The 19,849-nt window shown below is 65.4% G+C and carries 16 protein-coding genes and 8 tRNA genes; 4 read left to right on the top strand and 20 right to left on the bottom strand.

Going from position 1 to position 19,849, the window contains the following annotated elements; translation table 11 throughout:
• Positions 1–104 precede the first annotated feature (104 nt).
• Positions 105–791 carry an N-acetylmuramoyl-L-alanine amidase gene (locus tag LQ772_RS07550; protein ID WP_231325963.1) on the bottom strand — a complete coding sequence of 229 codons (687 nt, stop codon included), beginning with the start codon at positions 789–791 and terminating at the stop codon, positions 105–107.
• A gap of 296 nt (positions 792–1,087) precedes the next feature.
• Between LQ772_RS07550 and LQ772_RS07545 the strand changes: the two genes are divergently transcribed.
• The 3 genes from LQ772_RS07545 to LQ772_RS07535 all read left to right on the top strand — a co-directional run bounded on the left by LQ772_RS07545 (position 1,088) and on the right by LQ772_RS07535 (position 5,096).
• Positions 1,088–3,337 (top strand): penicillin acylase family protein, encoded by a 2,250-nt coding sequence (locus LQ772_RS07545; protein WP_231325430.1) that lies wholly within the window; start codon positions 1,088–1,090, stop codon positions 3,335–3,337.
• Between the two features lie 81 nt (positions 3,338–3,418).
• Positions 3,419–4,078 (top strand): DsbA family oxidoreductase, encoded by a 660-nt coding sequence (locus tag LQ772_RS07540; RefSeq protein ID WP_231325428.1) that lies wholly within the window; start codon positions 3,419–3,421, stop codon positions 4,076–4,078.
• A 166-nt stretch (positions 4,079–4,244) separates the two neighbouring features.
• A complete protein-coding gene (locus LQ772_RS07535) occupies positions 4,245–5,096 on the top strand; it encodes an esterase family protein (RefSeq protein WP_231325426.1) in 852 nt (283 codons plus the stop codon).
• Here the strand turns inward: LQ772_RS07535 and LQ772_RS07530 are convergent.
• From LQ772_RS07530 to LQ772_RS07510, 5 genes are all read right to left on the bottom strand, one after another.
• On the bottom strand, positions 5,093–5,797 hold the full coding sequence (locus LQ772_RS07530) for a glutathione S-transferase N-terminal domain-containing protein (protein ID WP_231325424.1): 705 nt from the start codon (positions 5,795–5,797) through the stop codon (positions 5,093–5,095). The two genes, LQ772_RS07535 and LQ772_RS07530, sit on opposite strands and share 4 nt — an antisense overlap.
• A gap of 167 nt (positions 5,798–5,964) precedes the next feature.
• Positions 5,965–6,915 (bottom strand): PLP-dependent cysteine synthase family protein, encoded by a 951-nt coding sequence (locus tag LQ772_RS07525; protein ID WP_231325422.1) that lies wholly within the window; start codon positions 6,913–6,915, stop codon positions 5,965–5,967.
• A gap of 5 nt (positions 6,916–6,920) precedes the next feature.
• Positions 6,921–7,271 (bottom strand): carboxymuconolactone decarboxylase family protein, encoded by a 351-nt coding sequence (locus LQ772_RS07520; RefSeq protein ID WP_231325421.1) that lies wholly within the window; start codon positions 7,269–7,271, stop codon positions 6,921–6,923.
• The gene (locus LQ772_RS07515) at positions 7,268–7,444 is read right to left on the bottom strand and encodes a hypothetical protein (RefSeq protein ID WP_231325419.1); all 177 of its coding nucleotides are present in this window, start codon (positions 7,442–7,444) and stop codon (positions 7,268–7,270) included. Before LQ772_RS07515 ends, LQ772_RS07520 begins: the two co-directional genes overlap by 4 nt.
• 203 nt (positions 7,445–7,647) lie before the next feature.
• The gene (locus LQ772_RS07510; RefSeq protein ID WP_231325417.1) at positions 7,648–8,364 is read right to left on the bottom strand and encodes a hypothetical protein; all 717 of its coding nucleotides are present in this window, start codon (positions 8,362–8,364) and stop codon (positions 7,648–7,650) included.
• 211 nt (positions 8,365–8,575) lie between these two features.
• Here LQ772_RS07510 and LQ772_RS07505 point away from each other — a divergent pair, with 211 nt between their 5' ends.
• Positions 8,576–9,358 (top strand): enoyl-ACP reductase FabI, encoded by a 783-nt coding sequence (locus LQ772_RS07505; RefSeq protein ID WP_231325415.1) that lies wholly within the window; start codon positions 8,576–8,578, stop codon positions 9,356–9,358.
• A gap of 220 nt (positions 9,359–9,578) precedes the next feature.
• Here the strand turns inward: LQ772_RS07505 and LQ772_RS07500 are convergent, their stop codons facing one another.
• The 14 genes from LQ772_RS07500 to LQ772_RS07435 form a co-directional block, all read right to left on the bottom strand.
• Positions 9,579–11,486: a SurA N-terminal domain-containing protein gene (locus tag LQ772_RS07500; RefSeq protein ID WP_231325413.1), complete on the bottom strand. Its 1,908-nt coding sequence runs from the start codon at positions 11,484–11,486 to the stop codon at positions 9,579–9,581.
• Between the two features lie 80 nt (positions 11,487–11,566).
• Positions 11,567–11,643: transfer RNA gene (locus tag LQ772_RS07495), tRNA-Asp, on the bottom strand.
• Between the two features lie 7 nt (positions 11,644–11,650).
• A tRNA-Val gene (locus tag LQ772_RS07490) sits at positions 11,651–11,725 on the bottom strand.
• A 21-nt stretch (positions 11,726–11,746) separates the two neighbouring features.
• Positions 11,747–12,019: an HU family DNA-binding protein gene (locus LQ772_RS07485; protein ID WP_209623098.1), complete on the bottom strand. Its 273-nt coding sequence runs from the start codon at positions 12,017–12,019 to the stop codon at positions 11,747–11,749.
• A gap of 329 nt (positions 12,020–12,348) precedes the next feature.
• Positions 12,349–14,853 (bottom strand): endopeptidase La, encoded by a 2,505-nt coding sequence (gene lon / locus LQ772_RS07480; RefSeq protein ID WP_231325411.1) that lies wholly within the window; start codon positions 14,851–14,853, stop codon positions 12,349–12,351.
• Positions 14,854–15,146: 293 nt separating this feature from the next.
• Positions 15,147–16,442 carry an ATP-dependent Clp protease ATP-binding subunit ClpX gene (gene clpX / locus LQ772_RS07475; protein WP_209623092.1) on the bottom strand — a complete coding sequence of 432 codons (1,296 nt, stop codon included), beginning with the start codon at positions 16,440–16,442 and terminating at the stop codon, positions 15,147–15,149.
• 119 nt (positions 16,443–16,561) lie between these two features.
• On the bottom strand, positions 16,562–17,191 hold the full coding sequence (gene clpP, locus LQ772_RS07470; protein WP_231325409.1) for an ATP-dependent Clp endopeptidase proteolytic subunit ClpP: 630 nt from the start codon (positions 17,189–17,191) through the stop codon (positions 16,562–16,564).
• A 66-nt stretch (positions 17,192–17,257) separates the two neighbouring features.
• The gene (gene tig, locus LQ772_RS07465) at positions 17,258–18,550 is read right to left on the bottom strand and encodes a trigger factor (RefSeq protein WP_231325407.1); all 1,293 of its coding nucleotides are present in this window, start codon (positions 18,548–18,550) and stop codon (positions 17,258–17,260) included.
• Positions 18,551–18,616: 66 nt separating this feature from the next.
• Positions 18,617–18,702: transfer RNA gene (locus LQ772_RS07460), tRNA-Leu, on the bottom strand.
• A 334-nt stretch (positions 18,703–19,036) separates the two neighbouring features.
• Positions 19,037–19,112, bottom strand: a tRNA-Lys gene (locus LQ772_RS07455).
• A 15-nt stretch (positions 19,113–19,127) separates the two neighbouring features.
• Positions 19,128–19,204: transfer RNA gene (locus LQ772_RS07450), tRNA-His, on the bottom strand.
• A 19-nt stretch (positions 19,205–19,223) separates the two neighbouring features.
• A tRNA-Arg gene (locus tag LQ772_RS07445) sits at positions 19,224–19,300 on the bottom strand.
• A 22-nt stretch (positions 19,301–19,322) separates the two neighbouring features.
• Positions 19,323–19,399: transfer RNA gene (locus tag LQ772_RS07440), tRNA-Pro, on the bottom strand.
• Positions 19,400–19,564: 165 nt separating this feature from the next.
• Positions 19,565–19,641, bottom strand: a tRNA-Arg gene (locus LQ772_RS07435).
• Between the last annotated feature and the right edge of the window lie 208 nt (positions 19,642–19,849).

The raw sequence follows: 19,849 nt of genomic DNA, 5'->3' as shown, positions 1-19,849 counted from the left end.
GGGCATTTCCTCGTCGGGAATGAGTGGGCCTGCGTCATTCCGACGAACGGGCCGGCCGGATTTCGACACCCGCGCCAAGCCAGCCTTTCAAGGGAACAAGCGGCCTAGCGGGCCGAGACCGGCACCCGTTCCTTTGTCCCGGTGAGTTGGCACGACAGCGCGTAAAGCACGCGCAGGTCCTGCGCATCCAGCGTATCGCCGTCCATGCCCCGGAAATGATGGTGGAACGAGCGCACCGCCGCCGGACGATCGTCCAGCGGATAGCCCACCAGTGCCAGCGCCATCCACGGATCGAAGCCAGGCGGCGGGTCGATCAGCGGCCCTTGCGGCCACAGGCCGAAGCCCGCCTCGGCCAGGCGCTGCCAGGGAAACAGCGGGCCGGGGTCGTCCTTGCGGCCAGGCGCGAGGTCTTCGTGACCGATGATCTGCGTGGGCGGGATGTGCAAGCGCGTGGTGAGGTCGGCCAGCAGGCGCAGCAGGCTGTCGATCTGCGCCGGGGCGAAGGGCGAATGCCCGTTGTTGTCCAGTTCGATGCCGATCGAGGCCGAGTTGAGGTCGGTGATGGTGCCCCAGCGCCCCGGTCCGGCCTGCCAGGCGCGCTTGTCGTCGGCGACCAGCTGGTAGATCCCGCCATCGCTGCCGATCAGGTAGTGCGCGCTTACCGGCCCGCCGCTGTTGGCCGTGCGCAAGGTGTGCAGGCTCTCCTGCACCGAACCCTGGTCGGTGAAGTGGATGACGATCGCCACCGGTCGGCGCTGGTCGTAGTTGGGCGAGGGCACCCAGTGCGCCATCGGGTTGCGTACGGGGCCGCAGGCGGCCAGCAGCACGGCCAGCGGGAGGAGACAGCTCACGCGAAACAGGGGCACGCGCCCGGAGCGGATGAAGGACAAGGCAGTCGCCAGTGGGGAAGGATCGCCCGAACCTGCCGCAGCAGCTTGGTAGGCGTCAAGAGCGGAGGGCCCCGATTCGTGATGGCCGACCGGTCATCGGATTCGTACGGCGACCGTGCCTGCTATGGTTGCCGGCGACGTCCGGCGGACCCGGTTGCTCGCGGTCCCCCCGGCCCAGCCACGCAAGGGAGCCCCTGATGCCTGCCACCATTTCGTCCACGCCGGTCCGCCCGACGCTCCATCACGCGCTGCGCGCCCTGCCGCTGGCCACGTTGCTTGCGCTTGGCCTGATCGGCACCGCGCATGCCGATTCGGGTGAGCAGACACGCTGGAAACAGGAAGCCCAGGCCGTGACGATCACCCGCGACGACTGGGGTATCGCCCACGTACACGGCAAGACCGACGCCGATGCCGTGTTCGGCATGGTCTACGCGCAGGCCGAGGACGACTTCAACCGCGTCGAGACCAATTACCTCAACTCCATGGGGCGACTGGCCGAGGCCGAAGGCGAAAAGGCGATCTGGTCGGACTTGCGCCAGAAGCTCTTCATCGACCCGGTCGAGCTGAAGAAGCTCTACGCGCAAAGTCCCGATTGGCTCAAGCAGCTGATGAACGCGTGGGCCGACGGCCTCAACTATTACCTGGCCACCCATCCGGACGCGCACCCGCGGGTGATCACCCACTACGAACCGTGGATGGCGCTGAGTTTCACCGAGGGCAGCATCGGCGGTGACATCGAGCGGGTTTCCCTCGAGCAACTGCAGGCGTTCTACGGGAAGCCCGACGATGCGCCGGCACCGGTGGCCATGACCCAGGCGCATCCGAGCTGGGTCGAACCGACCGGCTCCAACGGCATTGCCATCGCCCCGAAGCTCACCGCCGACGATCACGCGCTGCTGCTGATCAATCCGCACACCTCGTTCTTCTTCCGCTCCGAATTGCAGATGGCTTCCGATGCGGGACTGGACGCCTATGGCGCGGTGACCTGGGGCCAATTCTTCGTCTACCAGGGCTTCAACCACCACATCGGCTGGATGCACACCTCCACCGGCGCCGACGTGGTGGACGAGTTCGCCGAAACCATCGTGCGCAAGGACGGCAAGCGGTATTACCGCTACGGCAAGGAACTCCGTCCCGTCACCGAGCGCGAGATCACCGTGCCCTACCGCGCCGCGGACGGCTCGATGGCCAAACGCAGCTTCACCGCATACTTCACCCATCACGGCCCGATCGTGCGCGAGGCGGGCGGCAAATGGATCGCCATGGCGCTGATGAACCGGCCGATTCCCGCGCTGGAGCAGAGCTGGTTGCGCACCAAGGCGCACGACTACGCCAGCTACATGAAGGTGGCCGAGCTCAAGGCCAACTCGTCCAACAACACGCTGTTCGCCGACGACAAGGGCGAGATCGCCTATCTGCACCCGCAGTTCATTCCCCGGCGCGACGACCGTTTCGACTACACCAAGCCTGTCGACGGCTCCAACCCGGCCACCGACTGGCACGGCCTCACGCCGCTGGACCAGGCGCCGCGCGTGGTCAACCCGGCCAACGGCTGGGCCTACAACACCAACAACTGGCCCTACTCCGCCGCCGGCAAGGACAGCCCGAAGAAGGACGACTTCCCGCGGTACATGGACACCTTCGGCGAGAACCCGCGAGGCCTGCACGCCATCCGGGTGCTTTCCGGGAAGGACGACTTCACTCGCGCCTCGCTGATCACGGCCGCGTTCGACTCCTACCTGCCGGCGTTCGCGCGGCAGATCCCGATCCTGGTCGCCGACTACGACGCACTGCCGGCGAGCGATCCGCTGAAGAAGAAGCTGGCAGGCCCGATCGCCCTGCTGCGCCACTGGGACTATCGCTGGGGCATTGCCTCGATGCCGACCTCGCTGGCGGTGTTATGGGGCGACACGTTGTGGGATGAAGTGAGCAAGGCCGACACCGCCGAGGGGCTGTCGATCTACGATGCCATGGCCGAGAAGGCCGGCTCGAAGGCGCGCCTTGGCGCGCTGGTGGAGGCGGTCGACCGGCTGGAAAAAGACTTCGGCCACTGGGGCGTTCCCTGGGGCGAGATCAACCGTTTCCAGCGCATCAACGGCGACCTCGTGCAGCCATTCGACGACAGCAAGCCGAGCATTCCGGTGCCCTTCACCTCCTCGCGCTGGGGTTCGCTGGCCTCCTTCGGCGCGCACCGCTGGCCTGGCACCAAGCGCTACTACGGCACCAGCGGCAACAGCTTCGTGGCCGTGGTGGAGTTCGGCCCCAAGGTCAGCGCACGGGCGATCACCGCCGGCGGCGAGAGCGGGCATCCCGAGTCGCCGCACTTCAACGATGAGGCCGAGCGCTACACCACCGGCAACCTGCGCGAGGTGTACTACTGGCCCGAGCAGCTCAAAGGCCATACCGAGCAGGTCTACCACCCGGGCGAGGGCAAGAACGTCCTCTGACGCGGCATTGGTACGAACCCGCGGCGGTTGACATGACCACGGCGGGCTCCATGTAACTTCCACGCCACCGCTGGAACCGCCATGACCGCTCCCACCCCGCTCCGCATCGACTTCGTCTCGGACGTTTCCTGCCCCTGGTGCGCCGTCGGCCTCGCGTCGCTCGAGCAGGCCCTCCAGCGCCTGGACGGCACGGTGCAGGCGGACATCCACCTGCAGCCGTTCGAACTCAACCCGCAGTTGCCGGCGGAGGGCGAAGATGCCACCGAGCATCTGATGCGCAAGTACGGCATCGACATGACGCAGGTGGAATCCAACCGGGCGGTGATCCGCGAGCGGGCGGCGGCGGTGGGTTTCGCGTTCAACATGGGCGTGGGCAGCCGCGTCCACAACACCTTCGATGCCCATCGCCTGTTGCACTGGGCCGAGCTGCAAGGCCACCACCTGGCGCTCAAGAAGGCACTGCTGCGCGCCTACTTCACCGACGGCGAGGACGTCGCATCGCACGAGGTGCTGGTGCGCCTGGCCGGCGAGGCGGGTCTGAATCGCGACGAGGCCCGCGGCATCCTGGAAAGCGGCGCCTATGCCGACGAGGTGCGTGCGCAGGAGCGCTTCTTCCAGCAGCGCGGCATCCGCTCGGTACCGGCCACGATCGTCAACGGCACGCACCTGATCCCTGGCGGGCAGCCGCCGGAGGTGTTCGAACAGGCGTTGCGCGAAATCGCTGCGTCCGCGAACCGCTGATCAGGCGCCGGTAGCGCGGACCTCGCGGCGGCGACCAAGGCAAGGCAAAGCATCCACCGAGGCTTCTGTCACGTACAGGACTCCAGGAGGATCGTTTCCCGTCAGGGCGCGCCCTTCATCTCCGCCGGCGCACGCTGGTGCCTTGCCGCTCATTGGACATCCTTCCATGCGCCTGCATCCGTCGTCCCTGTTGGGTCCCCTGGTCGCCCTGTTGCTGGCCGCCTGCAGCGCGGGCGGGGACATCACCCGTCCGATTCCGACCCGATGGGTACCTGCTGCGCAACCGCCGCACCGGCTGGTCGTGATGCTGCCCGGACGCGGCGACGACCTCCAGTCGCTGGGCAAGCGCGGCATCGCGCAGACGATCCATGAGCAGTGGCCCGACGCCGACGTCATCCTGACCGGCCTCACCATGCCCTTCTATCGCGAGGGGCGCGCGGCCGAGCGCCTGCATGAGGAGGTCCTTCTCCCGGCCCGCGTGCGGCACTACGACCAGGTCTGGCTGGCTGGCATCTCGCTCGGCGGGCTGGGCGCGCTGATGTACGACCGGGCGTATCCGGGCGAGATCGACGGCATGCTGTTGATCTCGCCCTACCTCGGCGACAAGCCGCTCTATCGCGAGATCCGCGCCGCGGGCGGTCTGGATCGCTGGCAACCGGGACCACCGCAGCGATTCACGGCGCAAACCTACCAGCGCGAACTGTGGCGCTACATCCAGAGCTGGTCCGGCGATCCCGGGCGGGCCGGATCGATATGGGTGGCCTACGGCGACAAGGAACGCTTTCGCGACCGCATCGGCCTGCTGGCCGCGCAGCTGCCGCCGGGCCACGCCTTCGAGCTGCCGGGACACCACAACTGGACCTTGTGGTCTCCGGCGGCGACCACACTGCTGGAACATGCGCGACTGGACCGGACCCGAGTGAACCCGGCCCGGGCAGAACCGGCCCGCACGGAACCGGCCCGCACGGAAACTGCCGTGCCGAAACCGGCTCACGCCAAAGCGCACATCGGAAACTAGCCGCGGCTGGGGATCTGCAGGCCGCGCTCCACGGCCGGACGGGCCAGCCCTCGCTCCAGCCACGCAGGCACGTTCGACAATTCGTCGAAATGCACCAGGTCGCGCGCCTCGTAGAACCCGACCAAATTGCGCACCCAGCCCAGCGTGGCGATGTCGGCGATGCTGTAGTCCTCGCCCATCAACCACGGTCGCTCGTCCAGGCGCGCTTCCAGCACGCCGAGCAGCCGCCGCGATTCGACGACGTAGCGCTCGAGCGGACGCTTGTCCTCATACTCGCGCCCGGCGAATTTATGGAAGAAACCGACCTGTCCGAACATGGGCCCGATCGCCGCCATCTGGAAAAACACCCATTGGATGGTCTCCCAGCGCAACGCCGGATCGGCGGACAGGAACATGCCCGTCTTCTCCGCAAGATAGAGCAGGATCGCACCGGACTCGAACAGCCCGATCGGCTCGCCGCCCGGCCCGTCCGGATCGATGATCGCGGGGATCTTGCCGTTCGGGTTGAGCGAGAGAAACTCCGGCGTCTTGTTCTCGTCGCGCATGATGTCGACCAAGTGCGGCTCGTACGCCAGCCCGGTCTCCTCCAGCATGATCGACGCCTTCACGCCGTTGGGCGTGTTGAGCGAATAGAGCTGGATGCGGTCCGGATGACGTGCCGGCCAGCGCGCGGTGATCGGGAAAGCGGAGAGGTCGGGCACGGTGGTTGCTCCTTGGGGCCAGCCGCACAACATGGGGATTGACCGCACCCAGTGCAACGGCTCGCGCGGCCGCAGGAGCGCACCCCGCGCGCGCTGTTTTATCCCCGCTACCAGCGACGCCGGTCGCTATTCGGCGCGGCGCCTACAACCGTTGCGGCCTGCGAAACTCATCCGAACTGCGGTGTCGTCGACGCCGCTTCCTGCCCCGGCATGAAGTAATCGTGCAGGTACTTTTCGCCCTCGTCGCAAAAGGCGGTCACCACCGTCGTGACCTCCGGGAAACGCTCTCGCACCCGCTTGGCCGCCAGCAGGTGCGCGCCCGAGCTGGGACCACACAGCAGGCCGTGGTGGCGGGCCAGGTGGCGCATCGCGGCCACGGCATCCTCGCTGGACACGCTGAGCACGTCGTTCACCAGGCCGGCGTTGCGCTGGAAGATGCCGGGAATGAATCCGTCGGAGATGCCTTCGATGGTGTGCGCGGCGATTTCGCCGCAAAGGATGGTTCGCGACTCGCTGGGTTCCATCGCGAACAGACGCACCCGCGGGTTGGCCTCACGGAAGGCCTGGCCGACGCCGACCAGCGTGCCGCCGGTACCTACGCCCAGCACCAGCGCGTCGGGCAACCGCCCTGATGGCAATTGGGAAAGGATTTCCGGCCCGAGGATCAGCCGGTTCTCCTCCACGTTCCACTCGGACTCGAACTGGCCGGGGAAGAAGAACCCCGGTTGCCGCCCCAACTCCCGCGCCCGCTGCAGCGCCTGGTCCACGTGGAAGTTGCCGCAGAACAACACATCGGCACCATAGGCACGCGAAATCGCCACGCGCTCGCTGGACAGGCCCTCGGGCATCACCACCAGCATGCGGTAGCCCTTGACCGCGGCGACCATCGACAAGGCGTTGCCGGTATTGCCGCTGGTCGCCTCGACGATGGTGTCGCCAGGCTTGAGCAGGCCTTCCTGCTCGGCCCGCTCGATCATGTACTTGGCGATACGCGCCTTGATCGAGCCGGACGGATTGAGAAACTCGAGCTTGGCGTAGATGCCTTCGATCTCGATCAGGGGCGTGCCGCCCACCGCATCGAGCACGTTGGCCGAGACGCCTTCGAACCGCGTCGCCATGGCAGTCAGGCACCCCCGCCCGGATGCGCGTGCTGCTGCATGGCGTCCAGCGCCAGCGCGGAATGCGCGTAGGCGCCGCCGGCGCGCATCTCGGCGGCTACCCAGATGGCCTCCATGATCTGTTGCTCGCTGGCACCATGCTTGAGCGCCTCGGCGGTGTGGCCCTTGATGCAATAGGGGCATTGGGTGACGTGTGCCACCGCCACCGCGATCAGCTGCTTGGTCTGCGCCGGCAACGCGCCCTCGGCGAAGACCGCCGCGCTGAAAGCCTTGAAAGCCTGCGAGGGTTCCGGTGCGAGTTCCCTGCGCTTGCGCGCGAGCGCGGCAGTGGATTCGGGGTATAGCAGTTGCGTCACGGTGTCCTCCTGTCGGTGTCGCCGGCGTCGTCCGGATTCGCGGCGCCAAGGGTCCAGCTGGGCGGATCGCTGGCCGGGAAGCTCTGCGCCAGTTCGTCGTCGATCCTGCGCTCGGCGACCTGGCGCAAGCCGGTGGTGTCCGTGGACGGCGTGCGTTTGACGGGCTTGTTCATGGCGGGCTCCTCGCGGATGTGGCGGATGCGCGCCAGTCATCGACGGCGGCCGCATGATGTTGGCCGGCCCGGTGTTACCGCGTCGCAACGGAGTCACGATGCGCGCGATGGCGGGACTTTGCATTGATACAGGTCAGCGGACGCTGCGCCGGGTCAGGAACGTCCGGGGAAGGCCTGGGAGGAGAGAGCCGCGAGGGTCGCCCTCAGGGCACGCCGACGCGGGATCTGGCCCCCGCGACCCTGCCGACGGAGGCGTCCGCCCCCTCCTGCACCGACGCCACCGCACGCGCCTGCCAGCGCAGGCTTTCCCAGCGGATCCAACCGGCCGCCAGTGCCATGCCACCGAAGGTAAGTGGTCCGCCCGGCCAGGAATGCGACTTGAACACGTTGATGCCGAAGCTGGCGACGGCCAGCAGCAGCACAGGCAGCCAGCCGTGTCCCGCCCGCTTGAGGGAAATCGCGCCGGCCACCGCGCCGAACGACAGCGACAGTCGGCCGATCAGGCCCATCAGCGGCGCATCGGTGAAGCCTTTGCCCCCGAGTACGGGGTCGAACCACAACGCATCGATCATGTCGCGCCACGATTCGGGATGACCGGACGCCACCGCTCCCTTGACCAGCAGGCCGATCGCCAGCCCGGCCGCCGTGTCGAACGAGGTGAAGGCCACTGCGAAGACGAACATGCCGGCCTTGCACAATCGCGCCGCCCAATCGGTGCGGTCGCGCACCAGCAGCGCCATCGACAGCGCGGCAAGCGGGAACAGCGGGATCTGCGCGTAGTGAACGAACATCCACCGTTGCACGTCCAGATCGAACAGATCGTGGGGATGCGGGTGGAAAATCTCGACGATCGCCAGCAAAAGCGGTGCGGCAGCGACCGCTGCAATGGCATTCCAAAGCCGCAAGGCGGACACGCTCATGGGTTTCCCTGGGGAAGGTGGCGTGCTGGACGGCAGGCGCATGCGGCCACCCTATCCCGGCCCTGGTCTACGCCATGTGGGGAAAGAGACAAGAACCGCCGCGGCCGGTTGCGACCGATCACGCCACCTGCGGTGGACCTATGGGAGCCGGCACGCTGCTAAAATCACCCGGCTGCGCCGTCTGGCGCGCCATCAACTTCTTGGAGGACGCATGGGATTCCTGCACGGCAAGCGTGCCCTGATCGTCGGCATCGCCAGCCAGCGCTCGATCGCCTGGGGCATTGCCAACGCGATGCATCGTGAAGGCGCGCAACTGGCCTTCACCTATCAGAACGAGCGGCTGAAGGACCGCGTCGACGAAGCCGCCAATGCGTTCGGCTCCAACATCGTGCTGCCCTGCGACGTCGCCCAGGACGGCCAGATCGAACAGATGTTTGGGGAGCTGGGCAAGCACTGGGACGGCTTCGACATCCTGGTGCACTCGGTCGGCTTCGCGCCGCGCGAGGCGCTGCAGGGCCAGTACCTGGACAACCTCACGCGCGAGAACTTCACCATTGCGCACGACATCTCCAGCTACAGCCTGGCCGCGCTGGCCAAGGCCGCGCGTCCGATGATGGCCGGCCGCGGTGGCGCCATCCTCACGTTGACCTACCTCGGCGCCGAACGCGCGCTCAACAACTACAACGTGATGGGTCTGGCGAAGGCAAGTCTCGAAGCTAACGTACGCTACCTGGCGTTCAACCTGGGCCCGGAGGGCACGCGCGTCAATGCGATTTCGGCGGGTCCGATCAAGACCCTGGCCGCCGCGGGCATCTCCAATTTCCGCAAGATGCTCGACCATGTGGACGAGAATGCGCCGCTGCGCCGCAGTGTGACCATCGACGAGGTCGGCAACGTCGGCGCGTTCCTGTGCTCGGACCTGGCTTCGGGTGTGACGGGCGAGATCACCTACGTGGACGCCGGCTACAACATCCTGGGCATGACCGGTATCTGACACCGGCCCGGATGGCAAACGAACAAGGCGGCCTTCCCGGGCCGCCTTTTTTTTCGATCGGAACATGGGCAATCCGCCTCGCACCTGCAGCGATGCCGCCAGCGACAGGACAACGCGATCTGCCCTCTCCCACGCCGTGGGCACCCTCCCAGGCGGCAAAGGCCAAAAGCAAAGAGGCGGCCCGCAGGCCGCCTCTCTGGTTTGCAACGGTGGCCGGCGCCTACATCCGGTCCTTGGCGATCTTGATCTCGGTCTTCGCCTTCAGGGCGTCGATGAAACCTTCGGTGGCCACGTTGCCGTACGCGGCCATCATGCTCTGGCGCAGCATCTTGCGCTGTTCGGGCGTCACCTTCGACAGGTCGCCGTCCTGCACCTTGTCCACCGCGAGCAGCGCGTAAGCGCCCTCAGGCAGGGCCACCGCGGCGAACTGCGGCTTGCCATCCTTCGGATGCGGCAACAGGAAGGCCTCGTCGCGCAATTGCTCGGGCAGGCCTTCCTGCACGCGCAGCGCCTCCGGCACGTTCTGGACGGCGGCCCCTGCCGAAGCGGCCACGACGTCCATCGGCTCGCCCTTCTGCAGGCGCGCCAACAGGCCATCGGCACGCTGCTTGGCCGCCGCGGCGGTGCGCTCGTCGAGGATGTCCTTTTCGATGGCATCGCGCACTTCGGCCAGCGGCTTCACCGCCGCGGGAACGTGCTTGTCGACGTGAATCACCAGCGAGTGGTCATTGCCCAGGTCGATCAGGCCGGAGTTGTTGCCCTGCACCAGCACGTCGTCAGAAAACGCCGCCTTGGCCACCTTGGGGTCGGCGGCGATGCCGCTTTTGTCACCCTCGCGGGTGAACAGGCCGGTGCTCTTGACCGGCAGGTCCAGTGCCTGCGCCGCGGGCTCCAGCGAGGTCGGGTTCTGGTAGGTCTTGTCGGCCAGCTTGCCGGCCACGTCGTTGTACTTGCGTTCGCGCTCCGCGGCGACGGCCTCTTGCTCGAGTTGGCCGCGTACCTCCTCGAACGGCTTGGCCTGGCCACTGCGAACGTCGCGCAGCCAGATCACGTGGTAGCCCTCGTCCGACAGCACCGGCTTGGAAATCTGGCCCTTCTGCAGCGAAAACAGCGCTTCGTCGAAGGCCTTGTTCGTGACACCCTGCTCCAGCCAGCCCAGGTCGCCACCCTGGCGCCTGGAGCCCAGGTCGGTCGAGTCCTTCTCGGCCAGCTTGGCGAAGTTCTGCGGGGTCGCCTCGGCGGCGATCTGCTCGGCCTTGGCCAGCGCGGCCTTCTGCTGCTGCGGCGTGGCGTTCTTGGGGACGTCGATCAGGATGTGCGAAACCAGGCGCTGCTCCGGCTGCACGAAACGCTGCTTCTCGTCCTCGTAGCGCTTGCGCAGGTCGTCCTCGGTCGGCGGGTTGTCCGCCTTGAGGCCAGCTGCACTCACCTCGACGTAGCGAATGGCTACCTGTTCGGGCGCCATGAATTCGGCCTGGTGCTGCTTGTAATAGGCCTGGACCTGGGCATCGGTGACCTTGCTGTCGGTAAGCGCCGGGCGCGGCAGCATCGCGTAGCGCACGTCGCGGCGCTGCAGGCGCAGCTTCAGGAAACGGTCGACCTCATCCCCGGTGACGATGGTGCTGGCCGTAAGTGCATCCGGCACCAGGCTGATCGCCATCGAGGAGCGCACCTCGTCCTCGAACATCGCCGGCGACTTCCGCTGGGCGGCAAGCACGGCCTGGTAGGTGGCCGCATCGAACTGCCCGTTTACCTGGAAGGCGGGGATCGCCGCGATGGCATCGCGCACCGCGCCATCGGAAACACGAAGTCCCAGATCGTCGTTGGCCTTGAGCAGCAACTGCTGGTCGACCATGGCATCGAGCACGCGCTCCTTCGTTTCCGGCTGCTCGTAGACGCTCGGATCGAACTGGTCGCCCATCTGCTCGCTGGCCTGCTGGCGCAGCTGGTTCATGCGGTTCTGGAAATCCTGCTGGCTGATCTCCTGCTTTCCGACCTTGGCCACGAAGGTCTCGGTGTTGGCAGTGAAATAGCCCTCGATGCCGAAGAAGGACATGGCGAACACCGCCACGCCCAGCACGACGATGGACGGCCAGCCGTGCATCTTGTCTCTCAACGACTGCAGCATATGGATTCCCGCGATTCGAAAGCTTTGCAAGCGGCAAAGCATAAACGACAAGGGCGCCACGCGGGCGCCCTTGGAACTACTGGCGGAGTGGACGGGACTCGAACCCGCGACCTCCGGCGTGACAGGCCAGCATTCTAACCGACTGAACTACCACTCCGCGATTCTGGTGGGTGCTGTAGGGATCGAACCTACGACCCTCGCCTTGTAAGGGCGACGCTCTACCGCTGAGCTAAGCACCCGAAACCGAGCGAACTAGCCGCTCAGTTTAGGGCATCCTTGAGCGTCTTGCCAGCCTTGAACGCCGGCACCTTGGAAGCCTTGATCTTGATCGTCTCGTTGGTGCGCGGGTTGCGACCGGTGCGAGCGGCGCGCTTGCGCACGGTGAACGTGCCGAAGCCGACGACCGACACATCGTCGCCCTTCTTCAGCGCCTTCTGCACCGTCTCGAAGAACGCTTCGAGGGCACGGCCGGCGTCGGCCTTGGTCAGCTCGGCCTTTTCGGCGACGGCATTGATCAGATCGGTTTTATTCATTGAGACACTCCCTTAAACGGTTTGCTGCCCGCGTGATCGGTCTGGGACGGGGAACGCCGCCATAAAATGGCATGACCGGCATCCCCCGCAACCCCGCATCGCTACGCCAAATGCACGGCGCTTTGACTGCGGTGTCGTCTTTATACCAGCGCCTCACGGCGGTCCGCAACACAAGCAATACCAACGGTTCCGGCGGTTCATCGCCAACCCGGACCACTTGCAAATGGCGGCCGGAACGGCTACGGCCGGAAGCCTCCCGAAAGGCGCTCCGTGAACATGAAAAAAAGGCCGCCCGGGGACGGGCGGCCTTGGGGAAAAAACCTTGCGTATCAGTGTGCGCGAGTACGGTTCTCAGCCGTTTCCTCAGTCGCCGGCTCGACCGGCGCATGTTCCTCGCCCGCGCTCTCTACCGCCGGCTTGGCCGGACGCAGCGGTTGCTCGAGCGCGATGCCGAGCACTTCGTCGATCCAGCGCACCGCGTGGATGTCCAGCGAAGAGGTGACGTTGGCTGGAATGTCTGCAAGGTCCTTCTTGTTCTCCTCGGGAATGATCACCGTGGTGATCCCGCCGCGGTGTGCGGCCAGCAATTTCTCCTTGAGGCCGCCGATCGGCAGGACGCGGCCGCGCAGCGTGATCTCGCCGGTCATCGCCACTTCCGAACGCACCGGCACCTTGGTCAATACCGAGACCAGCGCGGTGCACATCGCAATGCCTGCGCTCGGGCCGTCCTTGGGTGTCGCGCCCTCGGGCACATGGATGTGCACGTCCAGGTTCTGGTAGAAGTCCGGGTCGATGCCAAGCTGGTCCGCGCGGGCTCGTACGACCGACATGGCCGCCTGGATCGATTCCTTCATGACGTCGCCGAGCTGGCCGGTGTGCACCAGCCTACCCTTGCCCTGGACCACTGAGGCTTCGATGCTGAGCAGGTCGCCGCCAACGGATGTCCACGCCAGGCCGGTCACCAGGCCGACCTCGTTCTCCTGCTCGGCACGACCGAAGTCGAAGCGGCGCACGCCCAGGTAATGTTCGATGTTCTCGGGCGTGACGGTCACTTGCGTTGCACCCGGCTTCTTCTTCGTCTTGGTCGCGGCCTTCGCGGCCGGCTTGGCCTTGGCCTGCTTGACCTGGCCGAGGGTGAGTTCCTTGACCACCTTGCGGCAGATCTTGGCGATCTCGCGCTCCAGATTGCGTACGCCGGACTCGCGCGTGTAGTAGCGAACGATGTCGCGCACGGCCTCGGAGACGATGCTCAGCTCCTCCGGCTTCAGGCCGTTGGCCTTCAGCTGCTTGGGCAACAGGTAGCGCTGTGCGATCGCAAGCTTCTCATCCTCGGTGTAGCCGGGCACGCGGATGACTTCCATGCGGTCCAGCAGCGGGCCGGGAATGTTGAGCGAGTTGGCGGTGGCGATCCACATCACCTCGGAGAGGTCCAGGTCGACTTCCAGGTAGTGATCGTTGAAAGCGTGGTTCTGTTCCGGGTCGAGTACCTCGAGCAGCGCCGACGAGGGATCGCCGCGGAAGTCCATCGACATCTTGTCGATCTCGTCCAGTACGAACAGCGGATTGCGCGTGGCGACCTTGTTGAGGTTCTGCACGATGCGCCCCGGCATCGAGCCGATGTAGGTGCGCCGGTGGCCGCGGATCTCGGCCTCGTCGCGCACGCCGCCCAGGCTCATGCGGACGAACTTGCGGTTGGTCGCCTTGGCGATCGACTGGCCGAGCGAGGTCTTGCCCACACCGGGCGGGCCGACCAGGCACAGGATCGGACCCTTCATGGTGTTCACGCGCTGCTGGACGGCCAGGTATTCGAGGATGCGGTCCTTGACCTTTTCCAGACCGAAGTGATCGGCATCGAGCACTTCCTGCGCGACGGCGAGGTCCTTGCGCACCTTGGTCTTCTTCTTCCACGGTACGCCGGTCAGCCAGTCGAGGTAGTTGCGCACCACCGTGGCTTCTGCCGACATCGGCGACATCTGCTTGAGCTTTGACAGCTCCTGCTTGGCCTTGGCCAGCACCGGCTTGGGCATGCCGGCATCCTCGATCTTCCGCTGGAGTTCTTCCAGCTCGTTGACGCCTTCCTCGCCTTCGCCCAGTTCCTTCTGGATCGCCTTCATCTGCTCGTTGAGGTAGTACTCGCGCTGGCTCTTTTCCATCTGCGATTTGACGCGGCCGCGGATGCGCTTTTCGACCTGCTGCAGGTCCATCTCGCCATCGACCAGGCCGATCAAAAGCTCCAGTCGCTGGCCGACGTCGGCCGTTTCCAGCACTTTCTGCTTTTCGGACATGCGCACCGTCAGGTGCGCTGCGATCGAATCGGCCAGGCGCGAGGGATCGTCGATGCCCGATAGCGTGGCGAGCACCTCCGGCGGCAGCTTGCGGCTCTGTTTGACCAACTGCTCGAACAGCGAGACCAGCGTGCGCGAGATGACGTCGAGCTCGCGCTCCTTGGCACTGTAGACCGGCTCGATCACGCGCGAGCGGGCCATCAACATGCCGCTCTCGTTGCGGTACTCCTCGATGGAAACGCGTGCCTGGCCCTCGACCAGCACCTTGACCGTGCCATCGGGCAGCTTGAGCAATTGCAGCACGCCGGCGAGGGTGCCGACCTCGTGCAGGTCGTCGGACGCAGGGTCGTCGATGTCGGGGCTCTTCTGCGCCACCAGCAGGATCTGCCGCTCGCCTTCCATCGCGTGCTCGAGCGCGCGCATGGACTTGTCGCGTCCGACGAAAAGCGGGATGACCATGTGGGGGTAGACCACCACGTCGCGCAGCGGCAGCACCGGGAGTGCGTCGAGCGTGGCGCCGGTAGCGGTAACGGAGGCGTGTTTTGCCATCGAAAAATCCCCGAGGGTTTGTAAGGTTTACCTCGACACTGCGCCGAGGCCTCCGACAGGTCAAGTGGAGTCGACCCGCGCCGCCGTCAAGTCAACTCGACCTTCCGGAGCGGCTGTCATGCGATCTTGCAGTTTCCAGGCCAAGGCTACGCAGCACGCGCCGGACTCGGTGAGAACCACGGCTCAACGCGTCCTGCGCAATCCAGCCTGAGCAGGCGCCTGTGTGCCTGCCGCCAAAAAACAAACGGCCCCGGCAATTGCCGGGGCCGCTGTTTTTTGACGCTTCGCGTCGGTCAGGCGGCGTCGCCGCCCTCACCCGCCACGCGCTGCTGCTGCAGATTGCCGCGATAGATCAGGTAGGGCTCCGCCTGGCCTTCGATCACAGCGTCATCCACCACCACCTTGCTGACGTGCTCCAGCGACGGCAGCTCGTACATGGTGTCCAGCAACACCTGCTCAAGGATGGTGCGCAGGCCGCGCGCGCCGGTCTTGCGCTTGAGCGCCTTCTTGGCGATCGCCTGCAACGCCTCCGGGCGGAACTCAAGCTCCACGCCTTCCATTTCGAACAGGCGGCGGAACTGTTTGGTGACCGCGTTCTTCGGCTCGGTGAGGATCTTCACTAGCGCCGGCTCGTCCAGTTCGTCCAACGTCGCCACGACCGGCAAGCGGCCGACGAATTCCGGGATCAGACCGAACTTGACCAGATCGGACGGCTCGACTTCGGCCAGCACTTTGCCCAGGTTCTCGGTACGCTCCTTCGAGCGGACCTCGGCCGAGAAGCCGATGCCGGTGGTCTCCGAACGCTGCTGGATCAGTTTTTCGAGGCCCGCGAACGCACCACCGCAGATGAACAGGATGTTCTTGGTGTCCACCTGCAGGAATTCCTGCTGCGGATGCTTGCGTCCACCCTGTGGCGGCACCGACGCCAGCGTGCCCTCGATCAGCTTGAGCAGCGCCTGCTGCACGCCTTCACCGGAAACGTCGCGGGTAATCGACGGGTTCTCGCTCTTGCGCGAAATCTTGTCGATCTCGTCGATGTAAACGATGCCCGACTGCGCCTTGTCGACGTCGTAGTCGCACTTCTGCAGGAGCTTCTGGATGATGTTCTCGACATCCTCGCCCACGTAGCCCGCTTCGGTCAGCGTGGTGGCGTCGGCGATGGTGAACGGCACATTGAGCAGGCGCGCCAGCGTTTCGGCCAGCAGCGTCTTGCCCGAGCCGGTCGGGCCGATCAGGAGGATGTTGGACTTGCCGAGCTCGACCTCGTCGCTCTTCTGGCGCGATTCCATGCGCTTGTAGTGGTTGTACACGGCCACTGCCAGCGCCTTCTTGGCGCGGGTCTGGCCGACCACGTACTGGTCGAGGGTTTCCATGATCTCGCGGGGCTTGGGCAGATGGCTGCGCCCGGAGGCGGCCTTCTCCTCCAACTCCTCGCGGATGATGTCGTTGCAGAGCTCCACGCACTCGTCGCAGATGAACACGGATGGACCCGCGATCAGCTTGCGCACTTCATGCTGGCTCTTGCCGCAGAAGGAGCAGTAGAGAATCTTGCCGCTGTCGTTGGAACGGCCCTGCCGCTCGTCGCTCATATCAGGTCCTGCTGTGTTTCGGTTGCAGCGCCAGAATAGCACAGGGCTCCGCGCCTGCTTGCGCCTGCGCGGAGCATGCTTCCTGGCGATCTAATCGGCCAGAATAAGGCGGACTGAAGTCAGGCAGACTTGACGGTTTCGACGCCGCGGCGGTCGAGCACCTGGTCGATCAGGCCGTAATCCCTGGCCTCCACCGGATTCATGAAACGGTCGCGCTCCATGTCGCGCTCGATCTTCTCCAACGGCTGACCGGTGTGGTCGACGTAGAGCTGGTTCAGGCGCTGGCGGATGTACAGGATCTCGCGTGCCTGGATCTCGATGTCGGTCGCCTGGCCCTGGGCACCGCCGGAGGGCTGGTGGATCATGATGCGCGAGTTGGGCAGCGAGAAGCGCTTGCCCTTGGCGCCAGCCATCAACAGCAGCGAGCCAGCGCTGCACGCTTGGCCGATGCACATGGTGCTGACGTCGGGCTTGATGAACTGCATGGTGTCATAGATCGCCAGGCCCGCAGTGACCGCGCCACCGGGGCTGTTGATGTACAGGTGGATGTCCTTGTCCGGATTCTCCGACTCCAGGAACAGCATCTGCGCGATCAGCACGTTGGCGACCTGGTCGTTGACCTCGCCGACCAGGAAGATCACTCGTTCCTTCAGCAGGCGCGAGTAAATGTCATAGGACCGCTCACCGCGAGCGGTCTGCTCGACGACGATCGGCACCAAGTTGAGGTTCTGGATCGGGGCCATGGCCATGCGTGCTTGTTCTCCGGATGAGGCCCGCCTTCAGGCGGGCCTGATGATGGTGCCTGGCAGTGTCGCTCAGGCGCCGGCCGGGCGCATCACTTCGTCGAAGCCCAGGTGCTTTTCGGTGGTCTTGGCATGTTCCGCCACCCACTCGGCTACCTGGTCTTCCATCACGCGGTTCTGCAGCCCAGACATCAATTGGGGGTCGGCGTTGTAGAGTTCAACGACCTTCTCCGGTTCCTCGTAGGTCGAGGCGATGGCGGCCAACTGCTCGGCCACGCGCTTGCGATCGATCTTCAGCTCCTGCTTGCGGGCGATCTCACCCATCAGGAGACCGGCGATCACGCGCTTGCGGGCCATCGGCACGGCCGCCTCGACGAGCTGCGGCGGCGGCTGCTGACCGCGCGGCACGCTACCGGCGGCGAGGTTGCGCGCCTCGGCCTGCACCATCAGGTGCGGGACGTCGAGGCCCCCATGGGCGTCGGCCAGCTTTTCGGCCACCTCGGCCTTCAGGCGGCCCATAAGGGTGGCCTTGAGCTCACGCTCGAGGTTGGCGCGGACTTCCTTGCGGAAGGTGTCCAGGTTGCCGTCGGCAATGCCGAACAACTGGGCGAACTCCTCATTCACCTCGGGCAGCTGCGGCGCCTGCACCTTGATGATCTTGAAGCTGACCTGGGTGGTCTTGCCGGCGAGCTGGGGATTGCCGAAGTCTTCCGGGAAGGCGATTTCGCTCTCGAACTCATCGCCTGCCGTGCGGCCGGTGAGCGCCTCATCCAGCGCCTTGAACAGCGTGCCCGAACCGAGCACGCTGCCGGCGCGCTCCAGGCCCTCGGCCGGGAAGCGGTAGTCGCCCGCGGTGGCGGCATACTCGAACATCACGAAGTCGCCCTCGGCCGAGGCGCGTTCGACCTCGTCGAAACTGCGGCGCTGCAGGCGCAGGGTTTCGATCATCTTCTCGATGTCGCCGTCCGTCACTTCGGCGACCGGGCGGCTGACTTCCAGCGCGGCAACATCGATCTCGGGGAATTCCGGCATCACCTCGAAGGTGGCGGTGTAGGCGATCTCGCCGTTCTCCGGCTTGCCCGTGGTGTCGATCGAAGGGTTGGCAACCGGACGCAGGTTCTCCTTCTCGAAGGCCTCGCGCAGCGTGCTGCCGATCAGGTCGGACAGCACTTCGCCACGTACCTGCGAGCCGAAACGCTGCTGGATCACGGTCGCCGGCACCTTGCCCGGGCGGAAACCCTTCAGGCGCACCGTGCGGCCCATCTCTGCGATGCGCGCACTGACCTGCGACTCCAACTGGTCCGCCGGGAACCGCACCGTGAGCTTGCGCTCGAGCTTGCCGACGTTCTCAACCGAAAACTGCATGACGACTCCTGGTGACTCTCGTGATGGGCCGGCGTGCGGGCCGGCCTTGCATAAATTGAAAGGGAATGGTGCGAAAGGAGGGACTCGAACCCTCACGGGGGTTACCCGCCAGAACCTAAATCTGGTGCGTCTACCAGTTCCGCCACTTTCGCGTCGCGCCCCGCGGACTGGGAGCGGCGGATTCCGAACGGAAATCGGCCCAAGCGCCCCGCCCCGCTAAGTCGATGATTCCCTTGCGCCAAAGCGGGGCATTTTACGGTTGCGCGGCGGGGCAGCACAAGCGCGGCCTTGGATGATGGCGCCCGCCCATAGGGCAAGATCCGCCGTCTTCACCGCCGGGACGCGAGGGTTGGGGCAAGGGTCAAGACCTGGCCTGTTGCCATAGCGAAGCGTTCGATAGAGAGCCCACCGGTCCTCTCGCCAGGCGAGACGAAGCAGCGCTCAAAAGAAAACAGGCGCCCGGTTTCCCGAGCGCCTGTCTTGTATTGGTGGGCCGTGTAGGATTCGAACCTACGACCAATTGATTAAGAGTCAACTGCTCTACCAGCTGAGCTAACGGCCCGTGAAACTTTCAAATTGGGGTGAGCGATGGGATTCGAACCCACGACATCCGGAATCACAATCCGGGACTCTAACCAGCTGAGCTACGCCCACCATAAAACTCTAAGGAAGCTGGCGCGCCCGACAGGAATCGAACCTGCAACCGTCGGCTTAGAAGGCCGATGCTCTATCCGGTTGAGCTACAGGCGCATGTCGAAAGCATAACGCCTGCTGGTCGGGGCAGAGGGATTCGAACCCCCGACATCCAGCTCCCAAAGCTGGCGCTCTACCAGACTGAGCTATACCCCGTAGCAGATCCGTGGAACGCTTTTCGCGTACCGAAGCCCTCGAATGCTACGGGCGACGCTTCACCTCGTCAATCCGTATCCAGCGCACCGGAGATTCCTTTCCGGTCCCATCCGTGCCTTCGGCGCCGATGGACAGGTCATATCGAAACATGACCTGCGGTACAAGTGGCGCGCCCGGAGAGATTCGAACTCCCGACCACCAAGTTCGTAGCCTGGTACTCTATCCAACTGAGCTACGGGCGCGCATTAAAACTGGTTCGCCGTGGCACTGCCGCCGAAGCGGTGGGTGCCGAAGCAAGAAGCGGAATTATTCAGATTCGGCGCGGTTGCGTCAACACCTTTTTCAAAAAATCTTCGCGTTCATCGACGCGAGGATTTCTCGCCTCTCGCCAGCCCGCAAGTGTTTGGACGTCCAAACTGAGCGGGCTCGCGCGCCAGAAACACCCCCGCC

This window comes from Frateuria edaphi, from assembly GCF_021117405.1.
GTDB classification, from domain to species: domain Bacteria; phylum Pseudomonadota; class Gammaproteobacteria; order Xanthomonadales; family Rhodanobacteraceae; genus Frateuria_A; species Frateuria_A edaphi.
The sequence above is the reverse complement of the archived record's forward strand: the minus strand, read 5'-3'. Positions and strand labels throughout refer to the sequence as shown.

Coding starts and splice junctions, on each gene's coding strand:
- clpX (WP_209623092.1), bottom strand. CDS start 16,442: ATGAGCGACGAGCGGCAGGGCCGTTCCAACGACAGCGGCAAGATTCTC.
- LQ772_RS07545 (WP_231325430.1), top strand. CDS start 1,088: ATGCCTGCCACCATTTCGTCCACGCCGGTCCGCCCGACGCTCCATCAC.
- LQ772_RS07500 (WP_231325413.1), bottom strand. CDS start 11,486: ATGCTGCAGTCGTTGAGAGACAAGATGCACGGCTGGCCGTCCATCGTC.
- LQ772_RS07550 (WP_231325963.1), bottom strand. CDS start 791: ATGGCGCACTGGGTGCCCTCGCCCAACTACGACCAGCGCCGACCGGTG.
- clpP (WP_231325409.1), bottom strand. CDS start 17,191: ATGGCCATGGCCCCGATCCAGAACCTCAACTTGGTGCCGATCGTCGTC.
- LQ772_RS07525 (WP_231325422.1), bottom strand. CDS start 6,915: ATGGCGACGCGGTTCGAAGGCGTCTCGGCCAACGTGCTCGATGCGGTG.
- LQ772_RS07485 (WP_209623098.1), bottom strand. CDS start 12,019: ATGAATAAAACCGATCTGATCAATGCCGTCGCCGAAAAGGCCGAGCTG.
- LQ772_RS07535 (WP_231325426.1), top strand. CDS start 4,245: ATGCGCCTGCATCCGTCGTCCCTGTTGGGTCCCCTGGTCGCCCTGTTG.
- LQ772_RS07510 (WP_231325417.1), bottom strand. CDS start 8,364: ATGAGCGTGTCCGCCTTGCGGCTTTGGAATGCCATTGCAGCGGTCGCT.
- LQ772_RS07515 (WP_231325419.1), bottom strand. CDS start 7,444: ATGAACAAGCCCGTCAAACGCACGCCGTCCACGGACACCACCGGCTTG.
- lon (WP_231325411.1), bottom strand. CDS start 14,853: ATGGCAAAACACGCCTCCGTTACCGCTACCGGCGCCACGCTCGACGCA.
- LQ772_RS07505 (WP_231325415.1), top strand. CDS start 8,576: ATGGGATTCCTGCACGGCAAGCGTGCCCTGATCGTCGGCATCGCCAGC.
- tig (WP_231325407.1), bottom strand. CDS start 18,550: ATGCAGTTTTCGGTTGAGAACGTCGGCAAGCTCGAGCGCAAGCTCACG.
- LQ772_RS07540 (WP_231325428.1), top strand. CDS start 3,419: ATGACCGCTCCCACCCCGCTCCGCATCGACTTCGTCTCGGACGTTTCC.